Origin of the sequence: Bacillus cereus, assembly GCF_015071065.1 — a bacterium.
Lineage (GTDB): Bacteria > Bacillota > Bacilli > Bacillales > Bacillaceae_G > Bacillus_A > Bacillus_A cereus_BA.
Map to the genome: position 1 here is coordinate 43,672 of NZ_VOVA01000007.1, position 17,831 is coordinate 61,502.

Consider the following 17,831-nt stretch of genomic DNA (forward strand, 5'->3'; position numbering starts at 1 on the left):
TCAGCTTTTTTTCATAATCGTAAATAACTTTTCTGTATAAGGGCTTAAAAACATTCCTGTTTCATCTAGTGACTTCCTCATTTTTAGAAACGAATGCAATTCTGGATATATATTTTGTAAGTTTTCGTACGTTAACGTATGCATTTTCCCCCAATGTGGGCGCCCTTCATACTTTAGAAAAATTTTCTCTACTTCACCAAAATAAGCGGCATACTTCATACCTTTATACATATGAACTGCGATATACGCCGAATCTCTTCCATATGCTGGACTGAGCCATATATCATCACCTCTCACGTAGCGGCATTCAATCGGGAAGTGCACCTTATACTTTTTCTTTTCAATACGATTTGAAATTTCTTCTACAACAGCCCTCATATACTTTGAAGGCACACTGTACTCCATTTCATAGAATGGAACCGTACGTGATGTAGCGAATACTTCATAGCTTGGACCAATTATTTTTGTGTTTGGTACAGCCTTAGCTGATAATCGGCTTACTCCTTTACTTATAGAAGGAAACCATTTACACCCTTTAGATAACAAAGAGAACATCCTATTTTCAAGTAACTCCACCTTTAGTTTATGCCATTTCAAATCACTTTCTTTACTCATTGTTTCATTTGTAAATTTCACTTGCACCTCATCTGAATAAGGAAAAACAAAAAATTCAAAATGACGATTATTCTTGTATTCTTCTAGCTTGTTCATCACAGTAGATAATGACTGTTTTTCGCTTTCATAAACGAGAGAATACGCTGGGATAACCTTCAATTTTATCTTTACAATGATACCTAGCATTCCAAGCGACAACTGAAATGCTTTCCAATATTCGGCATTCTTAGTTTCTGAACAAACTATACTCTCACCTGTTGATAAAACTGCCGTGATCTCTATAACTTGTGTTGATAAACTCCCAAATGTAACACCCGTCCCATGAGTTCCCGTACTAATCGCTCCCGCAATAGATTGTGAATCAATATCCCCTAAATTTTCTTGCGCATAACCTTTTTCCTCAAGTAACTTCCCTAAATCATGTAACTTTGTTCCTGCCCACACTTCAACAATCATCTTCTCTGCATCAATATTTGCAATGCCCTTCAATTCATCTAAAGAAACTAAAATTTCTTCCGTTTGCACGAGAGGTGTAAAAGAATGCCCTGAACCGACAACCCGAATTTTCTTTCCCTTTTCTCGCGCAAGCCCCACCACTTCTACTACATCTTGTATACTTTCTGGATACATCGTATAATGCGGAGTTCCTTCTACATTCCCTGTCCAATTTCTCCATTTTTGTCCCTTTATAGAAAGCATTGGCCATCCCCCCGATATGTTGAATACTCCCCAACGATCTCTCCTTTTTTAACACGATATAAAAAAGGAAAACGCTCACATAACTCTCCAGCTTTACTATGGCGAAACAAGATAGAATCTCCTATATCCACTCGTTCCTCACCGTTATAAAAAATTGGCGTTTGCACTTCACCAGCACCTTCTAAAGCTAATAGTTTTGCACCATTTGGTCGCCAAACCTCAGGCTCTTTATCTTTACCAACTGCACCTGAGGCAATATATCCACCACCTAGGCAAGTATAAGTAAACGGAGCTGGTTTACGCACAACTGGTAAAGCAAATCCGACAGCTGGATGAAATTGTACTTCTTTATAATAGTCAAACAGTTTTGGGGAATAAAAAGCAGAACCTATTGTAATCTCTGAAATTGAATTATCTCGCTCGGTTGTTTTTATACTTCCTGTTCCTCCCCCATTTACAAACCTTAGTTCAATACCAAGGTTTTGTATTTCTTTTACGATACATCCTCTTCTTTCTTTAACCTCTAACACTGATTTCTTCTTTAAATACGAAACCACTTTACTTTTCATCCATTGATTCGGTATATGATCCCCCACCCCGGCAATTTGAGCTTCATATCCCATTACACCATCTAGTATTAAATATGATGAGCCCTCCACCTTTTCTACTATTTTCAAAGCGCTCCGCACATCTTTTACCGGGGATCTTTTTACACCAAAATGAAATTTTAAAAAACGACTACTCATATCAATATCCAAACAAACGCGAAAACAGCCTTTAGACTTCTCAGCAATTTTTTCTAAATAAACAATATGGTCTTCACAATCCACCATACAAGTTATAATGAGCCCTTGCTTTGTCAGTAAACTAATTTCATGTAAAGCTCTTTCATCATAAACAGGATATCCTAGCAGTAAATCATTAAATCCTTGTTCAGTTAAAAACAAAGCTTCTCTAGGTGAAAAACACATAATACCTTGAAAACGATTATTTGCAGCTAAAATCCTTTTCATAATTGGAACAGAGCGTAATGATTTACTCGCTATACGAATCTTCTTATCTCCACTTAACTCTATAATCGATTGAATATTCCTCTCTAAAGCCACTTCATCTAAAAATGCACAAGGTAATGGAACTTCCTTAAAAATTCCTCTATCCACATTTTTCTCTCCTCTTCTATATATGTCTTATATATATTGGAAAGAAAGAATGATTTTCCTGTTTTCAAATAAAAAAAGTTTCTTCTTCACGAAGAAACTTTCTTAAGACTACTCTACTTCATAGAAATAGTTGCCTCTACTGGATAATGATCTGAGTAATCATTATACTTATATTTTTGCAACCATGATGTAACGGACCATTCTGGAGACTTTGGCTGTAACACTTTATTTTCTATACGTGCGGGATTTGCATGGTCTTTACTAGAAACAATGTAATCTAAATATTCTGCTGGGGCATCTGGGAAATTATACTTTGCAATACTATTTGTTGTTGCATCCCAAGTTGCTGTATGTCCTGCATAAGATGGTATAGACGCATGTAATGATTTAAACATCGATGCATACTCTGAATTGCTATTATTCTCAGCATTTATTTTATTTACATTCATATCACCACCAATTAACACATACTCGTTATTTGGTATATTTTTATTTTTAATAAACTCTTGAATTTCTTGTAGCTGTTTTGTACGTACAGATGCTGGCAAAGTTTGTCCACACATATTATCTTCAGCTTGTAAATGCGTCCCAATTACATGAACGAAACGATCATTTTTCTTAATTTTTGTGTATACAAATCCTTTATTCGATAAGTTATCTGGCCCGCAGCCTTTTTCGAATACATATTGAACCTTTTCAACAATTGGCCATTTACTTACAATAGCTACACCGCCATCTTCAGGGGTCGAAGATGAATAGTTACCTAACGTTTTATCCCATTCGTTTCCGTTACTACGACCTAATACCGCTGTTTGGTTTGGATATTCTTTCTTTAAATTCCCTAACAAATGATTTGAAGCGTTATTATCAAATACTTCATTTAATATAACAACATCTTGATTTTTCATATAATCCGCTGCCCCAATTAAATCCGCACGCTCATTTTGTCCCCAGTTTGGATATAAATTCGTTGATAACATATATACATTATGAGTCATCACTTTCAACGTATCATTTTGATTTGTAGACATTTCCGCTTGAGCAGAAGATCCGCTATATAAAGCTCCTAGAACAATCCCAAAGCCTAGTACACCTTTTAGCAATTTACTTTTCACAATTCATATCCTCCGTTTACTGTATAGTGATAAAAAGGCCAAATACTCTATTCTGAGATTTGACCCTTCTCCAATACTTAACGATTTCCGTACGTATCAAACCAAAGCTGAATATATCCAGCCGTTACGCGTTGCGCATCCATTAAGCGCTTACCTGTTGTTGGTGTAACTTCAGCACGCCATTTATCTGCATATTCTTGTGATACAGCTGCTTTCACGAACCAATCTTTCGTATTATCATTTACAATGCCAGAGTAATCTTGTTTCGCAGCTACTGCCGCTCCATGAATCCAATCTTCTGGATTTGTACCTTTCCAGTTCCAATATCCATTTCCATCCGTTACTTTATAATTATCTTTGATCGTATCTACAAAGTTTTCATATTTAGAATGGAACCCTTGTGGATACGAAAGATTTGTAAAGTTTGCTGCATGCATCGGTTGATTTACATCCCCTAAATAATGAAGAGATAAACCCAAATAGAAGAATGCTTGTTTCATATCTTTATTTTTGTATGACTCACCTGCTAATTGGAAATATTTAGCTCCAGTTTCCTTTGCCTGCTTTGCAAATGGAATATAAGTTTTTCCATTGTCAGGGTCATAGAAGTGTGAAGCAAATGTGCTATTATCATAATAAGGATTTTCATAGTCAGCAGCATAAATACCGTTCTCTAACTCCGTACGCCATTCATTTAATAGTGCAACTTGATCTTGTTTTACAAGTGTTGTATTACGAGACATAATATCCATTGCACGGTTTACAATCCATAAATGAGAGTTTACGCCTTCTTTATGCTTATCTTCAGCAGACCAGCGCGGAATAACTCCAACTCTCTGTCCTCCATCGTTTTCATGAGCAAATGCTACACTTTGTAACGGTGCTACTAACGTAATAGCTGCTGCTAAAGCAAGAACTTTCTTTTTCATCTGAAATCCTCCATTTTATAATTGAATTATTGTTCATATTTTGTTAGGATCCTATGATGTCTTCCGGTTAACCTATGACTAGAATATCCCACCTTTCACAAAATTTCTATCAATAAATTAAAATATGCAAATGTTCATATCATTATAACTTTATACATAGTGAATATAATGAATGAATACACTTACATTTTAATAAAGTATTGTTAAGCTACTGCAAATACTTGTCTAAACTAATGTAAAAAAAGAGTAAAGCGATTAACCGCTTTACTCTTTTTTTCTTTTCGATAATATACTTGGCAGTTGCACATTAACTGCCAATTTATGAATAAATCCAAACACTAATCCAATCCCGATAAATATGTATAAGATCGTAAATACCTTTCCAAAATCAGTTTGCGGACTAAAATTTCCATCACCGACAGTCGTCAACGTAACCACACTAAAATATAAAGCGTCAAGAGGACGTAATCCTTCAACTGTACTATAAAAAATCGTCCCCGATGTTAATGTCAAAATTGTTAATACGAATAACACTTGAAACTCTTTATCTTTCCATGCTCGTAAACAGGCTCTTAACATCCGTTTCAATGTCAACATAAATGAAAGCATTGGACTTCCCCTTCCAAACAAAAATACCTTTAGTTAAAGGAAAGTCTATCACCTTTCAGTATAGAAAAAAAGTAGCCCTTTTCTATTTCTAGAAAAGGGCTACTTTCTTCTATTATATATTATTTAGGTGAAACAAGAATTTTCACTTGTTTTTTATCTTTTACAAGTGCTTCAAAGCCTTCTTCAACAACTTGATCCACTGTGATTTTTTTCGTAATTAATTTCTCTGCTTGAATTTGGCCAGAGCTAATTAATTTAATAACAGCTGGGAATATATGACGATATCCAAGAATACCGATAACTTCTTTTTCTTTTAATACAAGGTTATTCGGAGTAATTGTCGCATCTTTTTCCCACACACTAACAATTACAGTTTGGCCTTCAAAGCTTGTACTTTCAATTGCTTGACGAAGTACAACTTCAACACCTGTTACTTCAAAGCTAACATTTACACCTAAACCATTTGTTAAGTTGCGAATTTCTGCTAGCACATCTTGAGTTGCTGGGTTTAATACGTAATCAGCACCTGCTAATTTAGCTAGCTCTTGACGTTCTTTAGAAAGTTCCACTGCGATAACAGGTGTTGCTCCTGCTGCTTTTGCTGCTTGGATTACAAGAAGCCCGATTGGGCCACAACCAAATACCGCTACAGCTTCTCCCTCTTTTAATTTACTTTGACGTACTGCATGAACTGCTACTGCTGCTGGTTCTACAAGCGCACCTTGTTCATACGTCATTTCATCTGGAATATGATGAACCATATCTTCTGGTACTACTGTATATTCAGAGAAACCACCGCCATCCCCGCCAAGACCATGGAAAACAAGTTGTTCACAAACATTGTAATGTCCATGTTTACAAGCTTCACATTTACCACAAGAATAAATTGGTTCTACAACAACGCGGTCTCCCACTTTATGAGATGTAACTCCTTCACCAATTTCTACTACCTCACCACTAAACTCATGACCTAAAATAACCGGTGCTTTTACGTGTGTTAATGGATGTTCTTCTGTCGGAATAAAAATAGGTCCTGCTAAATATTCATGCAAGTCTGTCCCGCAGATACCACACCATTTAACTTTAATCTTCACTGCTCCTGGTCTTACAGTTGGTTCTGGTACTTCTTCTACTCGTACATCATGTTGATTATGCCAAAGTAATGCTTTCATTTTATACATCCCTCTCTATGTATATACTTAACCTGGTGAAGTTTACAAATCTATTATAATACTTTCATCCATATATTTCAAAAAAACAATCTCATTTCCACTAAATTTTAACAAATAACGTTCAATATTTTGTCACTTTGTACTTTTTTCCACATCTGTTAATGCTAATTTCATTGCAGTTGAAATTAGCATTATGCCATAATAGCATAGGAGAGGTGAATATCGCTTGAAATATTTTATTTACTTTATTGTTATCGTAGCGTTTTTAGATACATTTTCACAATTACCTATTATGAGTACTTTCGCTCAAAGCCTTGGGGGAACCCCTCTTGTTATCGGGCTAGTTGTCGGTATGTACTCATTCGCTAATATGATCGGTAATATTATTGCTGGAGCCGCTGTCGATAAATTTGGTGCAAAAAAAATCCTTTATATAAGCATGGGAATTACGAGTTTCATAGTCTTGTTATACACCGTTGTTCAAAGTGGTGAACAACTATTAGTTGTGCGCTTTATGCACGGTTTTAGTGACGGATTTTTAATTCCTGCTGCCTTTACGTTTTTATCAAAACAAACAAATTCAGCAAGGCAAGGTAAGGCAATGGCTCTATCTGGTGCTGCTGTTGGAACAGCGGCAATCGTAGGACCTGCTTTCAGTGGTATTATGAAAGCAACAGCTGGTATAGAGTGGGTGTTCATTACCATTTCTATTTTAATGGTCCTTGGTACAATCGTATCTCTATTCTTCTTACCAAATAACGTATCAAGGAAAGATACATCAAGAACACAAATGATGAACAAAGAAGATATGATTGAACTATTGAAATCAGAACCGTTATTACAAGCATATATTGGTGCTTTCACACTAATGTTTTCACAAGGGATTGTCACTTATATGTTACCAGTAAAAGTTGAGGCGTTAGCACTTAAAGCATCTACAACAGGCATGATGTTAAGTGTATTCGGAATTACCGCTATCCTCTTCTTCTTACTGCCAACAAATCGCATTTACGATCGATTTAATCGTTCAAAACTAATGCTAATCGGGATTGCAGTAATGGCACTAGCGTTATCTTTACTCGGATTATTTGCAACAAAAGGCATGCTCTTTATCGTTATGATGATTTATGGAATTGGATTCGCTATCCTCTTCCCAGCAATTAATGCTTTACTCGTTGAAAATACAACAGAAGATAAGCGCGGAAAAGCATTCGGATTGTTTTATGCCTTCTTCTCATTAGGAGTTGTTGCCGGCTCCTTTACAGTTGGAGCAATCGGAGCATCACCTAGTGCAAGCTTCATTATCGGAACTGCATTCTTATTAACATTTGCTGGAATGATTTATGTAAGAAGCAAGGTAAAAAAGACAATGATGGGTTAATTCCATCATTGTCTTTTTTTAAAATGCATATTGATATAACCCGTAATATAACGGAATAGTTGGGATAACGCCGATTAATTTAAATATAAAAGGTAATGGTTCATCTCGCTCTTCATATAAACGTAAAACAAAAACTGCACTCAAAGTCCAAAGAATGCTAAACACAAAGATGCATTTCCAAACGATTTGGGTTAATATTTCTACATCAAACACAAAACCAAATAACCCTATCCATGTAATAATGGACACTACAAAATCAAACTTTTGAATTGGAGTTTGAAACATGCCTCTTACTAACGAAGTAATAGCTAATATCGCTACAATTACTAAATAAATTTTCCACAACATAATGATAATCTCCTATTCAACCTTTAACTTTCAACAAGCCATATTTAATGAACAATATAGCATTATATTTTTCATAGAAATAATACAACGGATAACAAAATAAGAAAAAAATAAGTACGGTTGGTACATTGTCTATAATAGAGAAATATTTTACTAGCAATTCTTGAATACTCTCTCCAATAATAATAAACAGTGGGATTATACAAATCGCCGCTAATATTAGACAGGGTGTTATTCTTATTTCTCTCAGCTTCACCTTACAATGTGGACATCTTAATGAAAAAAGATGTGGGATGTCGATAACATGTTGTATTGTAATATTCCCTTCACACTGTGGGCATACAATTGTTTCTTTCATTTACTACTCACTCCTTTCTATCCATAAAAAAGAGCTCTATTGAATAGAGCTCTTTTTTTGCCTAATATATTACTTTTGTGTATAACCAAATAACAATGTAAATAAATTAAGCCGTAAAGGCAATACTACATCTCTTCTTTTAAAAAGAAAGTGTATAAATACCGACGATACTTCGACAATTCCCTCGGAAATATTCCCTTTCCCCACATAATTTGATACACTACACATGGATAAACGCTTGTATTACATAAGCTAAAATAATAACTTACTGTACAAATAAAAAAGCACATTCTTCATATGAAAAATGTGCTTTTTTTATTAACGTCTAATCCAAACGGCACCCGCAGACTTATCATCTGCCTGTCCAACAACTTGGAATTTAAGGCCAAGGTTTGGAACTTTGCGTCCCGCGTCAGCAATTTGTTTGTTACTATACACTTTAGAATCATCAAAAGTTGTAACACCTTGTAATCCAGCATAATTAAACTGTCCTCGTGTAAATGAATTTACACTCCATGAAGGTGTTTGATCAAATGAAAATGCAGCATCTGCAATTTGAATTCCAGTATTACCGTATGCTGGTTTCCCACCTAAATTTCCAACAATCGCTTCTGGATGAGAATCTACAACACCAAGGAAGCCTTCACCTGGATGTACCCCAACCCAGTTATCTTTGAAACTATCATCTGCATACCAAACGACAAGACCTGTATTATACACCGGACCTTTTCCCACTTTTAATCCATTATCTGATCCAGCATAGTTTCTCCACTCTAGATAATAATAATGTGGCTTCTGTTCTGTCCCATCAGAAACAACGAATCCATTTAACTTCATTTTAGACTGTCCTTCTGCGTCATCTGAAAATACTACTTGTCCATCAACTGTTACATTTACATTATCCATTGCAAAACCTTTATATGTTAAAGCTGGATCTGTAATATAGTCGAATTGTAGTTTAACTTTCTTCCCTTTAAATTGACTTAAATCATATGATTTATCAACCCATTTTCCATCTGTTGTATCTTTATCTTCTTGGACTATGTTTTCTCCCAATCTATCAATTAATGTTTTCGTTCCATCTTCAGTTACAGCATGTACTTCGATGAAATCACACTCTGCTTCTAGTTCATAATTCGCTTTATAATCAAATTTTGCATTTGTTCCTTTTGTTAAATCGAAGAATGGTGTTTCTAATGTCGTATGAATATCATCGCCTCTTGTACTATAGTATGCACGCTTTCCAAATCCAGGCTTAATTGTTTCAATACTCTTACCTGGTAAGTTGACACGTACGACACCTGGACGATTTGATTTTGTAACACTTTGATCAATATATGTAGGAACGCCTACACCACTCTTAATTTTATCGTAATCTACTTCTAAAATTTTCGCCCAGTTGCCGCCCATATTCTTTTGTAAGAAGTCTTTATTTTGTGGTGAAAAACTAGTTGGCTCTGTTCCTGCGATTTTTCCTGTCCAGCTACCTCCACTCATTAATGACCAAGCTTCGACAGGTGATCCCATTCCAGTATAATTCGTATCATATTCATCTGGTAAACCAAGGTCATGTCCAAATTCATGTGCAAACACACCTACTGCACCGTCTTCTGGTTCAATTGTGTAATCATGCGCTGCTACTTTTCCACCCCAATAATCTACCTTTGATTTTGTACCTTCAATCGCTACTGGATCTCTTGCTAATTTTGAACGATGTGACCAAATTGCATCATCTCCTAATTTACCACCGCCAGCTTCTTGACCAACACCGGCATGAATTACCATTAAATGATCAATTACACCGTCCGGTTCATTAAGATTGCCATCGCCATTTGTATCATAGCGGTCGAACTGATCAAATTGTGATAAATCTAATCCTTTATCCGCTGCAGCTTTTAATGCTTCTTTCACTAAATCACGCGCACCTTTTGGTCCTTTATTATCGTGACCGCTACTGCCATCAGCGCCGTAATCAGCAGCTTTACCTGGAACAGTTAACCACTCTGTTACATATCCATCTGTCGTATAACTACCACCAGACTGTTCTTCATAATATTGCTTAAATGTTTTTACTTTCGAACCATCAAATAATGTGTAAGGCTCATTACCAAATAACATTTTTTGATAATGTTCTCTACTAAAATCTTTCGAGTACATATAACCCGGTGTTTGTTCAATATTATTATGTTTATAATCACTAAATTCAACGAGTAACACTAACACTTTATCATTGCGGACAGGTCCACTATATGGAGCTTGTTTCGCCTTAGAAGTTGGAACTTTCCCATCTAATTGCTTTTTATTTGGCTCTGGCTTTTGCTCAGGGCTAACATTTTTTTCAGCTTTCTTTACTTTTTCCTTTTCTTCCATCTTCTTCTCTTTTACCTTTTTTACGAAATCAGATGCTTCTTGAGCAGCATCATCTGGAAGAATTTCTTTATTTACCTGATCCCCTTGTTTCTTTTCAATATATTGCTCTACAGCTTTTTTCGTCTCTTCTTTAGACGATGCTGGATTAATTGTTCCTCTTTCTTTCAACGCTTCCGCTAAACGATCTTCTTGAATTAAATTATGATCAATTGGCGTTGTAGACACACTTTCTTTTGCTGGCGTTTCTGCGTATGCTAACGGAGCGCTCATTACAGCTGTGCATCCGATGATTGTTGCGATCGTTAATGATGACAACACTTTAAATGGCGTTTTTTTTCTCATTCTATTTCTCTCCTTTTGTAAAACTTAAAATTCAGATAAATAAGTGCATTTTAATCGAAATCCCTGCTTTCTGCCCTCCCTATATAAAAAGGCATAATTCTATAAACGTTAAGCTTTCTGTTATAGAATCATGCCCTCCAGTTTTCTGGTCAGACCCTCTACCTTTTTATGTAAAAACACAAAAAGTAAAGAGTGATTTGTATATATTAAATAGCTTATATTAAAAATTTTAAAGATAATATGCAAAATTGCATGAAAATTCCCTTAAATAAAAAAAGAACCCAAGTTAATTAAACTTGGGTTCTCCATTTCGAATTATTTCTCTTGTGTTTTCTCCCAATCAGCTAAGAATTTCTCAATTCCTTGATCTGTTAATGGGTGTTTCACTAATGAAGCAATTACGTTTGCTGGAATTGTTGCAATATGTGAACCATTTAATGCTGCTTCTGTTACGTGAACACTGTGGCGTACAGATGCTGCAATGATTTCTGTTTCAATGCCGTGAATTGCAAAGATTTCTGCGATTTGACGGATTAAGTCCATACCGTTATGACCGATATCATCCAGGCGACCTAAGAACGGTGAAACGTATGTCGCACCAGCGCGAGCTGCAAGTAATGCTTGCACTGCTGAGAATACTAATGTAACGTTTGTACGAATTCCTAAATCAGAGAATGCTTTTACTGCTTTTAAGCCTTCTGTTGTCATTGGAACTTTTACAACAACGTTTGGAGCGATTTTTGCTAACTCTTTTCCTTCTTCAATCATTTTATCAGCTTCTAAGCTAATTACTTCTGCACTTACAGGTCCTTCAATAAAGCTGCAAATTTCACGAATACGCTCATGGAAATCTACGCCTTCTTTTGCTACAAGTGATGGATTTGTCGTTACTCCAGCTACTACACCTAATGCATTTGCCTCTTTAATTTCGTTAATGTTTGCTGTATCGATAAAAAATTTCATTTGTTATTCTTCCTTCCTAATTTTCATTTTATATTTATTTTTTCTTAATAAGCTCTAATTCAATCGGAATAAATTTGTCCACCTTTTTACCTTGTATTATCTCTTTTGCTGTTTCCATCGCCTTCTCTCCGATTAATTCCGGTTTTTGAGCGACTGTTGCTGCCATGCGTCCATCTTGAACCGCTTTTACAGCATCGTCCGTTGCATCAAATCCAACAACGACTACATCTGTTTTGCCAGCAGATTTTAATGCCTCAATTGCGCCTAATGCCATTTCATCGTTATGAGCAAATACTGCTTTAATATCGCTATTTGCTTGCAAAATATTTTCCATAACGGATAACCCTTTTGCACGATCGAAATCAGCTGACTGTTTTGCTACTACTTTTAAAGACTTATCAGCCACATTATGGAATCCTTTCCCACGCTCACGAGCAGCAGACGATCCAGGGATTCCTTCTAACTCAGCGACATTTGTTCCTTCACCAACTACTTCCCGAATGTAATCACTAGCCATTTGACCACCTTCTACATTGTTGGAAGCTATGTGAGAAACAACTTTACCTGAATTTGCAACTCTGTCTACTGTAATAACAGGAACATTGGCTGCATTGGCTGCACTTACCGCTGAAGCAACAGCATCTGAGTCGGTTGGATTAATAACAACTACATCGACACCTTTTTGAATTAAATCTTCAACATCGTTTGTTTGCTTCGCTGCATCATTTTGTGCATCAACAGCAATTAATTCAATGCCGCTATCTTTCGCTTTCTTTTCTGCACCTTTTTTCAACGTGACGAAAAATGGATTATTTAAAGTTGAAACAGAAAATCCAACTTTAATAGTTTTATTTCGACCTTTATCGCTAGAATCCTTTGCCCAATCTGGTGGTTCCATTGAACAACCAGCAGTAACTACCATGATGCATGCAACGAGTATCAGTAACCATTTTTTCATGAATTGCCCCTCCATTACGCTTCTTTTCGACGATCAATTAGTACAGCTAGTAAGATTACAAGTCCTTTTACAACTTGTTGGAAGAAAGAAGATACACCTAATAAATTTAAACCGTTGTTTAGTACACCAATAATAAGCACACCGATGAATGTACCAACAATCCATCCTCTTCCGCCAGAAAGACTCGTTCCTCCTAACACAACTGCTGCAATTGCATCTAATTCGTAAGAAGTACCAGCAGTCGGCTGTGCAGAATCTAACCTTGATGTTAAGACAATACCTGCGAGCGCTGCCAAAATTCCGGAAAGACCGTAAATCATTACTTTAATTCTCGTAACATTAATACCTGATAAAGCTGCCGCTTCTTCATTTCCACCAATCGCAAACGTACGGCGACCAAACGTTGTTTTCTTTAAAATAAAGTACAGTACTGCAAAAGCAATCATCATTGTAACGGCTGGCACAGGAATACCAAGGAAATAACCACGGCCAAACATTTGGAACATTAAATGATCACCAAGACCAGTGATCGGACGTCCGTCCATATAAACAAGCGTCAACCCGCGAAAAATAGTCATTGTTGCTAAAGTCGCAATAAACGGAGCTACTTTTCCCTTCGCAATAATGATACCGTTTACAATTCCCATTACAAGACCTGCTAATAATCCAACTGCCATTGCAAGGAACGGATCCATGCCACTTGCCATCATTCCGGCAACAAGTGCACTTGATAATGCTAAAATAGAACCTACCGATAAGTCAATACCCCCAGTTAAAATAACGAAGGTCATTCCAAATGCAATGAGTGCATTAATCGATACTTGGCGCAGTATATTAAATAAATTTGGAATTTCAATAAATGCTGGATTTAAAGCTGTAATTACTACGATAATTAATACTAAACCTATTAAAGAACCAAGTTGTTGTAATACATTCCCCTTCTTAGCCATATCTTACTCTCCCCCTGTAGCTAGTGCCATAATAGACTCTTGAGATGCCTGTTCCTTCTCTAAGATACCGCCGATTTTCCCTTCATGAATAACGAGAACACGATCACTCATTCCTAAAACTTCTGGAAGCTCAGACGATACCATAATAACGGCATCTCCTTGCTCGGTAAGCTTATTCATAATAGAGTAAATTTCTTTTTTAGCCCCAACATCTACACCTCTCGTTGGCTCGTCTAAGATGAGTAACTGCGGATGAATACCTAGCCATTTTGCAATTACAATCTTTTGCTGATTTCCACCAGAAAGAGATTTTACTGCTTGCTCTCCGTTTGCTGCTTTCACGTTAAGAAGCTTCATCATATCCTCTGTAAATTGCTGTTCTAAACCTTTATTAACAACGCTTCCCTTTGAAAGACTTTCTAAATTTGGTAAAGCTAAATTTTCACGAATCGAAAAATCTAATACAAGCCCTTCAGATTTTCTATCCTCTGTAATAAAGGCAATTCGTTGTCTAATCGCATCAATTGGACTATCAATTTTCACTTCTTGTCCATTCATAAATATTTGTCCTGAATCAAGCGGTTCATATCCAAATATTGCTTTCATAATATCCGTGCGGCCAGCTCCCATCAAGCCCGCAACACCAAGGATCTCACCTTTTCTAACTTGAAACGAAACATTTTCAAATTTCCCCTTTTTCGTTCCGTTACGCATTTCAAAAATCACTTCGCCAATTTGACTATTTCGTTCTGGATAACGTTCACCAATACTGCGGCCCACCATCATGCTAACTACTTCATCAAATGACGTTTCTGGAATTAATCTTTTCCCTACATATTCTCCATCACGCAAAATCGTAATGGCATCACATATTGAAAAAATTTCTTCCATCCGGTGTGAAATATAAACGAATGAAACGCCCTCTTTACGCAATTTATTAATAACAATAAACAGTGTTTCAATTTCGCGATCTGTTAATGCCGCTGTAGGTTCATCCATAATAATAACGCTCGCATTTGTCATTAATGCTTTAGCAATTTCAATAATTTGCTGTTGTCCAACTGATAATTCACCTGCTAGCATAGCGCCTCTCACATGTAGACCAAGATCTGCTAATTGCTGCTGGGCAATCGCATTCATTTGACGCGTTCGTAAAATGCCCGTTTTCCCATACATTAACTCTTTTCCAAGAAACATATTTTCAGCTACCGTTAAATTTGGTAATATGTTCAACTCTTGATGGATAAATGCAATACCGTACTCTTCCGCTTCTTTCGCATTTTTAAAAGTTCGTTCTTGTCCATCAATTGTGACTGTTCCACCATCTTTTTTATATACACCTGTCAAAATCTTCATGAGCGTCGATTTCCCCGCTCCATTTTCTCCCATCAATGCATGGACTTCTCCTGTTTCAATCGTAAACCGTGCGTTTTTTAAAACAGGATTACCATTGAACGCTTTTGAAATATTTTTCATTTCAATATGCATTCTCATCACATCCCTTTATTAAAAAATCACGCCTGCATGTAAAATAACATTCGCATAAGGCGTTGCCTCTCCTGTACGAATAATCGCCTTCGCTCTCTTTGTATGCTCTTTAAATTCCTTATGAGACACATATTCAAATGCTGGCTCTATTAATCGCATTTCAATCTCTTTATTTACCTCTGCATTATTCATAATGACTTCTTCCGCTAACGTCACTTTTTCAATTGCCATATCATCAGCAACCACTTGTAATACGTCTAAAAAGCTAGGCTTTCCAATTTCAACTGCTAAATCAATTCGTTTTACTCCATCAGGAATAGGTAACCCGCAATCAGCAATTACAATCGTATCTGTATGTCCAAGTGAAGCAAGGACCGCTGCAATTTCACTATTTAATACACCGTGCTTTTTCATCCGACAATCACCTGCACTTCACGTACTCTCTCTCTCGTTGGCATACCGCCCTGTGCCCCAAGTTTTGTTACAGAAAGACCACCAGCAATATTTGCAAAACGAATTGCCTTTTGAAGTGTTTCTCCTTCAGAAAGTGCAACTGCTAACGCGCCGTTAAATGTATCACCAGCTCCAGTCGTATCTACTACATCTACAGCAATACTTGGAACTTGCACAACTTCCGCTCCATTATGGAATCGAACACCGTTAGACCCTTCTGTCATCAATAGTTTATTTGGGTATTTAGCCAGTAACTCTTCAATAGGTGATGTAAAATCATCTAATACAATACGACACTCATGTTCATTTGGCGTAATATACGTCACTTTTTCTAAAATGTCTTCTGATAAAATTTGTGCCGGAGCTGGATTCAACATAACTGGGATTTTGTGTTCTCCACAAATAGTCAATACATATTTTACTGTTTCAAGCGGAATCTCTAGTTGAAGAACAACCATATCAGCTTTTACAAGAAGATCTTTTGAACAATCTACAATCGACTCACTTACAAGAGCATTTGCTCCTTGTACGACAACAATACTGTTATCCTCTTCTGCTAAAACGATATGAGCGATTCCTGTCGTTCTATCTGTAACCGGTACCACATAGTCGATAAAAACGCGTTCGTTCTCTAAATTTTTTCTAACTACTGTTCCGTAATCATCATTTCCTACTGCACCAACCATCGCTACATTTGCTCCTAATCTAGCTGCAGCAACTGCTTGGTTGGCCCCTTTTCCACCTGGGATCGTATGAAACGCTTCACCAATTACCGTTTCTCCTGCTTTCGGCCGTATTTTTGAAACAGCCACTAAATCCATTGAAATACTACCTACTACTGCAATATTTGGCATCTGTCGCATCTCCTTACTTCGTTGTATTTCGTTCTATAATTTCAATCGGTAAACGATAGTGTTTCTCTTCTAATGGATTTCCTTCCATCTGCTCTAACAACAATTCTGTTGCAACTTTCCCCATTACATAAATTGGCTGTGCAACAGTTGTAATAGATGGATACATCATTTCTGTTAAAGAAATTCCATCGAATCCGATAATTTGTAAATCGTCTGGAATAGAAATCCCCTTTTGAAGTGCAGCCTTTACAATACCGATTGCAATTAAATCATTCCCAGCAACAATCCCATCAATATGCGGATATTCTTTCAATAATTCCACCGCGACCTGTTCACTATTAGCTGGATCGAATGTACTCTCTGCAATCATATAAGAAAGATTATTTTGCGTAATAACGTCTACAAAACCTTCAAAACGTTCATTAGCTGTGCTCACATCACGCGGTCCGCGAATATGTGCAATATGTTTACACCCTTTGTCTATTAATAACTTTGTCGCCGCCTGACTCCCTGCATAGTTATCTGCATATACAGTAGGAATACGCTCATTAAACATACGGTCAATCGCAACAACTGGAATAGACAAATTCATGTAATTAACACTATTTTGTGGATTCGTTGCCACAATAAACCCATCCACATTATTTTGTCTAAGCACATCAATGTATTGTTTCTCTTTTTCTAAATTTTCATCAGAGTTACAAAGGACAACTGTGTAACCTTGCTTATATGCTACATCTTCTACGGCACGTGCAACTTCTGGAAAGAATGGATTCACGATATTTGGAACAACTAAACCAATTAAACGAGATTTTTTATTGTATAAAGAACGTGCTACTGTACTAGGCTTATAATCTAGCATTTCAATTGCTCGCTCTACTTTCTTTAATGTATCCTCATGAACATATCCATTTTTATTTAACACTCTGGAAACGGTCGCAACAGATACCCCTGCTAATTTTGCAACGTCTTTAATCGTACTCATTCTCTTTTCTCCTCATTTCATGTAACCGTTTACACAAAATAATATAACGCATTTATAAAAATACGTCAATCATTTCTCACTA

At 36.5% G+C, this 17,831-nt stretch carries 17 protein-coding genes; 1 reads left to right on the forward strand and 16 read right to left on the reverse strand.

All coding sequences use genetic code 11. The features are described 5' to 3' along the window. The 6 genes from FT637_RS18190 to bdhA all read right to left on the reverse strand — a co-directional run bounded on the left by FT637_RS18190 (position 1) and on the right by bdhA (position 6,299). Positions 1-1,314, reverse strand: a complete 1,314-nt coding sequence (locus FT637_RS18190) for a D-arabinono-1,4-lactone oxidase (RefSeq protein WP_193647498.1) — start codon at positions 1,312-1,314, stop codon at positions 1-3. Then, a complete protein-coding gene (locus tag FT637_RS18195) occupies positions 1,302-2,474 on the reverse strand; it encodes an amino acid deaminase/aldolase (protein ID WP_193647499.1) in 1,173 nt (390 codons plus the stop codon). Before FT637_RS18195 ends, FT637_RS18190 begins: the two co-directional genes overlap by 13 nt. A 113-nt stretch (positions 2,475-2,587) precedes the next feature. After that, the gene (gene sph, locus FT637_RS18200; protein WP_193647500.1) at positions 2,588-3,589 is read right to left on the reverse strand and encodes a sphingomyelin phosphodiesterase; all 1,002 of its coding nucleotides are present in this window, start codon (positions 3,587-3,589) and stop codon (positions 2,588-2,590) included. A 77-nt stretch (positions 3,590-3,666) separates the two neighbouring features. Beyond that, entirely contained in the window at positions 3,667-4,518 is an 852-nt protein-coding gene (gene cerA, locus FT637_RS18205) for a phospholipase CerA (RefSeq protein ID WP_193647501.1), read from the reverse strand. Positions 4,519-4,782: 264 nt separating this feature from the next. Further along, a complete protein-coding gene (locus tag FT637_RS18210; RefSeq protein WP_002114144.1) occupies positions 4,783-5,127 on the reverse strand; it encodes a potassium channel family protein in 345 nt (114 codons plus the stop codon). A gap of 119 nt (positions 5,128-5,246) precedes the next feature. Next, on the reverse strand, positions 5,247-6,299 hold the full coding sequence (gene bdhA, locus FT637_RS18215) for a (R,R)-butanediol dehydrogenase (RefSeq protein WP_002114142.1): 1,053 nt from the start codon (positions 6,297-6,299) through the stop codon (positions 5,247-5,249). A gap of 226 nt (positions 6,300-6,525) precedes the next feature. Between bdhA and FT637_RS18220 the strand changes: the two genes are divergently transcribed. Next, complete coding sequence (locus FT637_RS18220; protein ID WP_193647502.1) at positions 6,526-7,680, forward strand: MFS transporter; 1,155 nt, start codon at positions 6,526-6,528, stop codon at positions 7,678-7,680. A gap of 18 nt (positions 7,681-7,698) precedes the next feature. Here the strand turns inward: FT637_RS18220 and FT637_RS18225 are convergent, their stop codons facing one another. The 10 genes from FT637_RS18225 to rbsR all read right to left on the reverse strand — a co-directional run bounded on the left by FT637_RS18225 (position 7,699) and on the right by rbsR (position 17,749). Then, a complete protein-coding gene (locus tag FT637_RS18225) occupies positions 7,699-8,028 on the reverse strand; it encodes a hypothetical protein (RefSeq protein WP_193647503.1) in 330 nt (109 codons plus the stop codon). 16 nt (positions 8,029-8,044) lie between these two features. Then, positions 8,045-8,386, reverse strand: a complete 342-nt coding sequence (locus FT637_RS18230; RefSeq protein ID WP_193647504.1) for a hypothetical protein — start codon at positions 8,384-8,386, stop codon at positions 8,045-8,047. Between the two features lie 318 nt (positions 8,387-8,704). Continuing rightward, complete coding sequence (gene inhA2 / locus FT637_RS18235; RefSeq protein ID WP_193647505.1) at positions 8,705-11,098, reverse strand: M6 family metalloprotease immune inhibitor InhA2; 2,394 nt, start codon at positions 11,096-11,098, stop codon at positions 8,705-8,707. Positions 11,099-11,413: 315 nt separating this feature from the next. Continuing rightward, the gene (gene fsa / locus FT637_RS18240) at positions 11,414-12,061 is read right to left on the reverse strand and encodes a fructose-6-phosphate aldolase (protein ID WP_000667669.1); all 648 of its coding nucleotides are present in this window, start codon (positions 12,059-12,061) and stop codon (positions 11,414-11,416) included. A 34-nt stretch (positions 12,062-12,095) separates the two neighbouring features. Then, on the reverse strand, positions 12,096-13,019 hold the full coding sequence (gene rbsB / locus FT637_RS18245; RefSeq protein ID WP_193647506.1) for a ribose ABC transporter substrate-binding protein RbsB: 924 nt from the start codon (positions 13,017-13,019) through the stop codon (positions 12,096-12,098). Positions 13,020-13,033: 14 nt separating this feature from the next. Next, positions 13,034-13,969, reverse strand: a complete 936-nt coding sequence (locus tag FT637_RS18250; protein ID WP_001074641.1) for an ABC transporter permease subunit — start codon at positions 13,967-13,969, stop codon at positions 13,034-13,036. Positions 13,970-13,972: 3 nt separating this feature from the next. Beyond that, complete coding sequence (gene rbsA, locus FT637_RS18255) at positions 13,973-15,457, reverse strand: ribose ABC transporter ATP-binding protein RbsA (RefSeq protein ID WP_193647507.1); 1,485 nt, start codon at positions 15,455-15,457, stop codon at positions 13,973-13,975. An 18-nt stretch (positions 15,458-15,475) separates the two neighbouring features. Next, positions 15,476-15,871 carry a D-ribose pyranase gene (gene rbsD / locus FT637_RS18260; protein ID WP_002090928.1) on the reverse strand — a complete coding sequence of 132 codons (396 nt, stop codon included), beginning with the start codon at positions 15,869-15,871 and terminating at the stop codon, positions 15,476-15,478. Then, entirely contained in the window at positions 15,868-16,764 is an 897-nt protein-coding gene (gene rbsK / locus FT637_RS18265; RefSeq protein ID WP_193647508.1) for a ribokinase, read from the reverse strand. The genes rbsD and rbsK overlap by 4 nt, the downstream gene beginning before the upstream one ends. A gap of 13 nt (positions 16,765-16,777) precedes the next feature. After that, positions 16,778-17,749, reverse strand: coding sequence for a ribose operon transcriptional repressor RbsR (rbsR, locus tag FT637_RS18270; RefSeq protein ID WP_193647509.1), 972 nt, complete (start codon positions 17,747-17,749; stop codon positions 16,778-16,780). Positions 17,750-17,831 lie beyond the last annotated feature (82 nt).

What these genes read in the sequence shown, in the direction of transcription:
- FT637_RS18190 (WP_193647498.1), bottom strand. Translation starts at nt 1,314, where the DNA reads ATGCTTTCTATAAAGGGACAAAAATGGAGAAATTGGACAGGGAATGTA.
- cerA (WP_193647501.1), bottom strand. Translation starts at nt 4,518, where the DNA reads ATGAAAAAGAAAGTTCTTGCTTTAGCAGCAGCTATTACGTTAGTAGCA.
- FT637_RS18210 (WP_002114144.1), bottom strand. Translation starts at nt 5,127, where the DNA reads ATGCTTTCATTTATGTTGACATTGAAACGGATGTTAAGAGCCTGTTTA.
- bdhA (WP_002114142.1), bottom strand. Translation starts at nt 6,299, where the DNA reads ATGAAAGCATTACTTTGGCATAATCAACATGATGTACGAGTAGAAGAA.
- FT637_RS18225 (WP_193647503.1), bottom strand. Translation starts at nt 8,028, where the DNA reads ATGTTGTGGAAAATTTATTTAGTAATTGTAGCGATATTAGCTATTACT.
- FT637_RS18230 (WP_193647504.1), bottom strand. Translation starts at nt 8,386, where the DNA reads ATGAAAGAAACAATTGTATGCCCACAGTGTGAAGGGAATATTACAATA.
- inhA2 (WP_193647505.1), bottom strand. Translation starts at nt 11,098, where the DNA reads ATGAGAAAAAAAACGCCATTTAAAGTGTTGTCATCATTAACGATCGCA.
- fsa (WP_000667669.1), bottom strand. Translation starts at nt 12,061, where the DNA reads ATGAAATTTTTTATCGATACAGCAAACATTAACGAAATTAAAGAGGCA.
- rbsB (WP_193647506.1), bottom strand. Translation starts at nt 13,019, where the DNA reads ATGAAAAAATGGTTACTGATACTCGTTGCATGCATCATGGTAGTTACT.
- FT637_RS18250 (WP_001074641.1), bottom strand. Translation starts at nt 13,969, where the DNA reads ATGGCTAAGAAGGGGAATGTATTACAACAACTTGGTTCTTTAATAGGT.
- rbsA (WP_193647507.1), bottom strand. Translation starts at nt 15,457, where the DNA reads ATGCATATTGAAATGAAAAATATTTCAAAAGCGTTCAATGGTAATCCT.
- rbsD (WP_002090928.1), bottom strand. Translation starts at nt 15,871, where the DNA reads ATGAAAAAGCACGGTGTATTAAATAGTGAAATTGCAGCGGTCCTTGCT.
- rbsK (WP_193647508.1), bottom strand. Translation starts at nt 16,764, where the DNA reads ATGCCAAATATTGCAGTAGTAGGTAGTATTTCAATGGATTTAGTGGCT.
- rbsR (WP_193647509.1), bottom strand. Translation starts at nt 17,749, where the DNA reads ATGAGTACGATTAAAGACGTTGCAAAATTAGCAGGGGTATCTGTTGCG.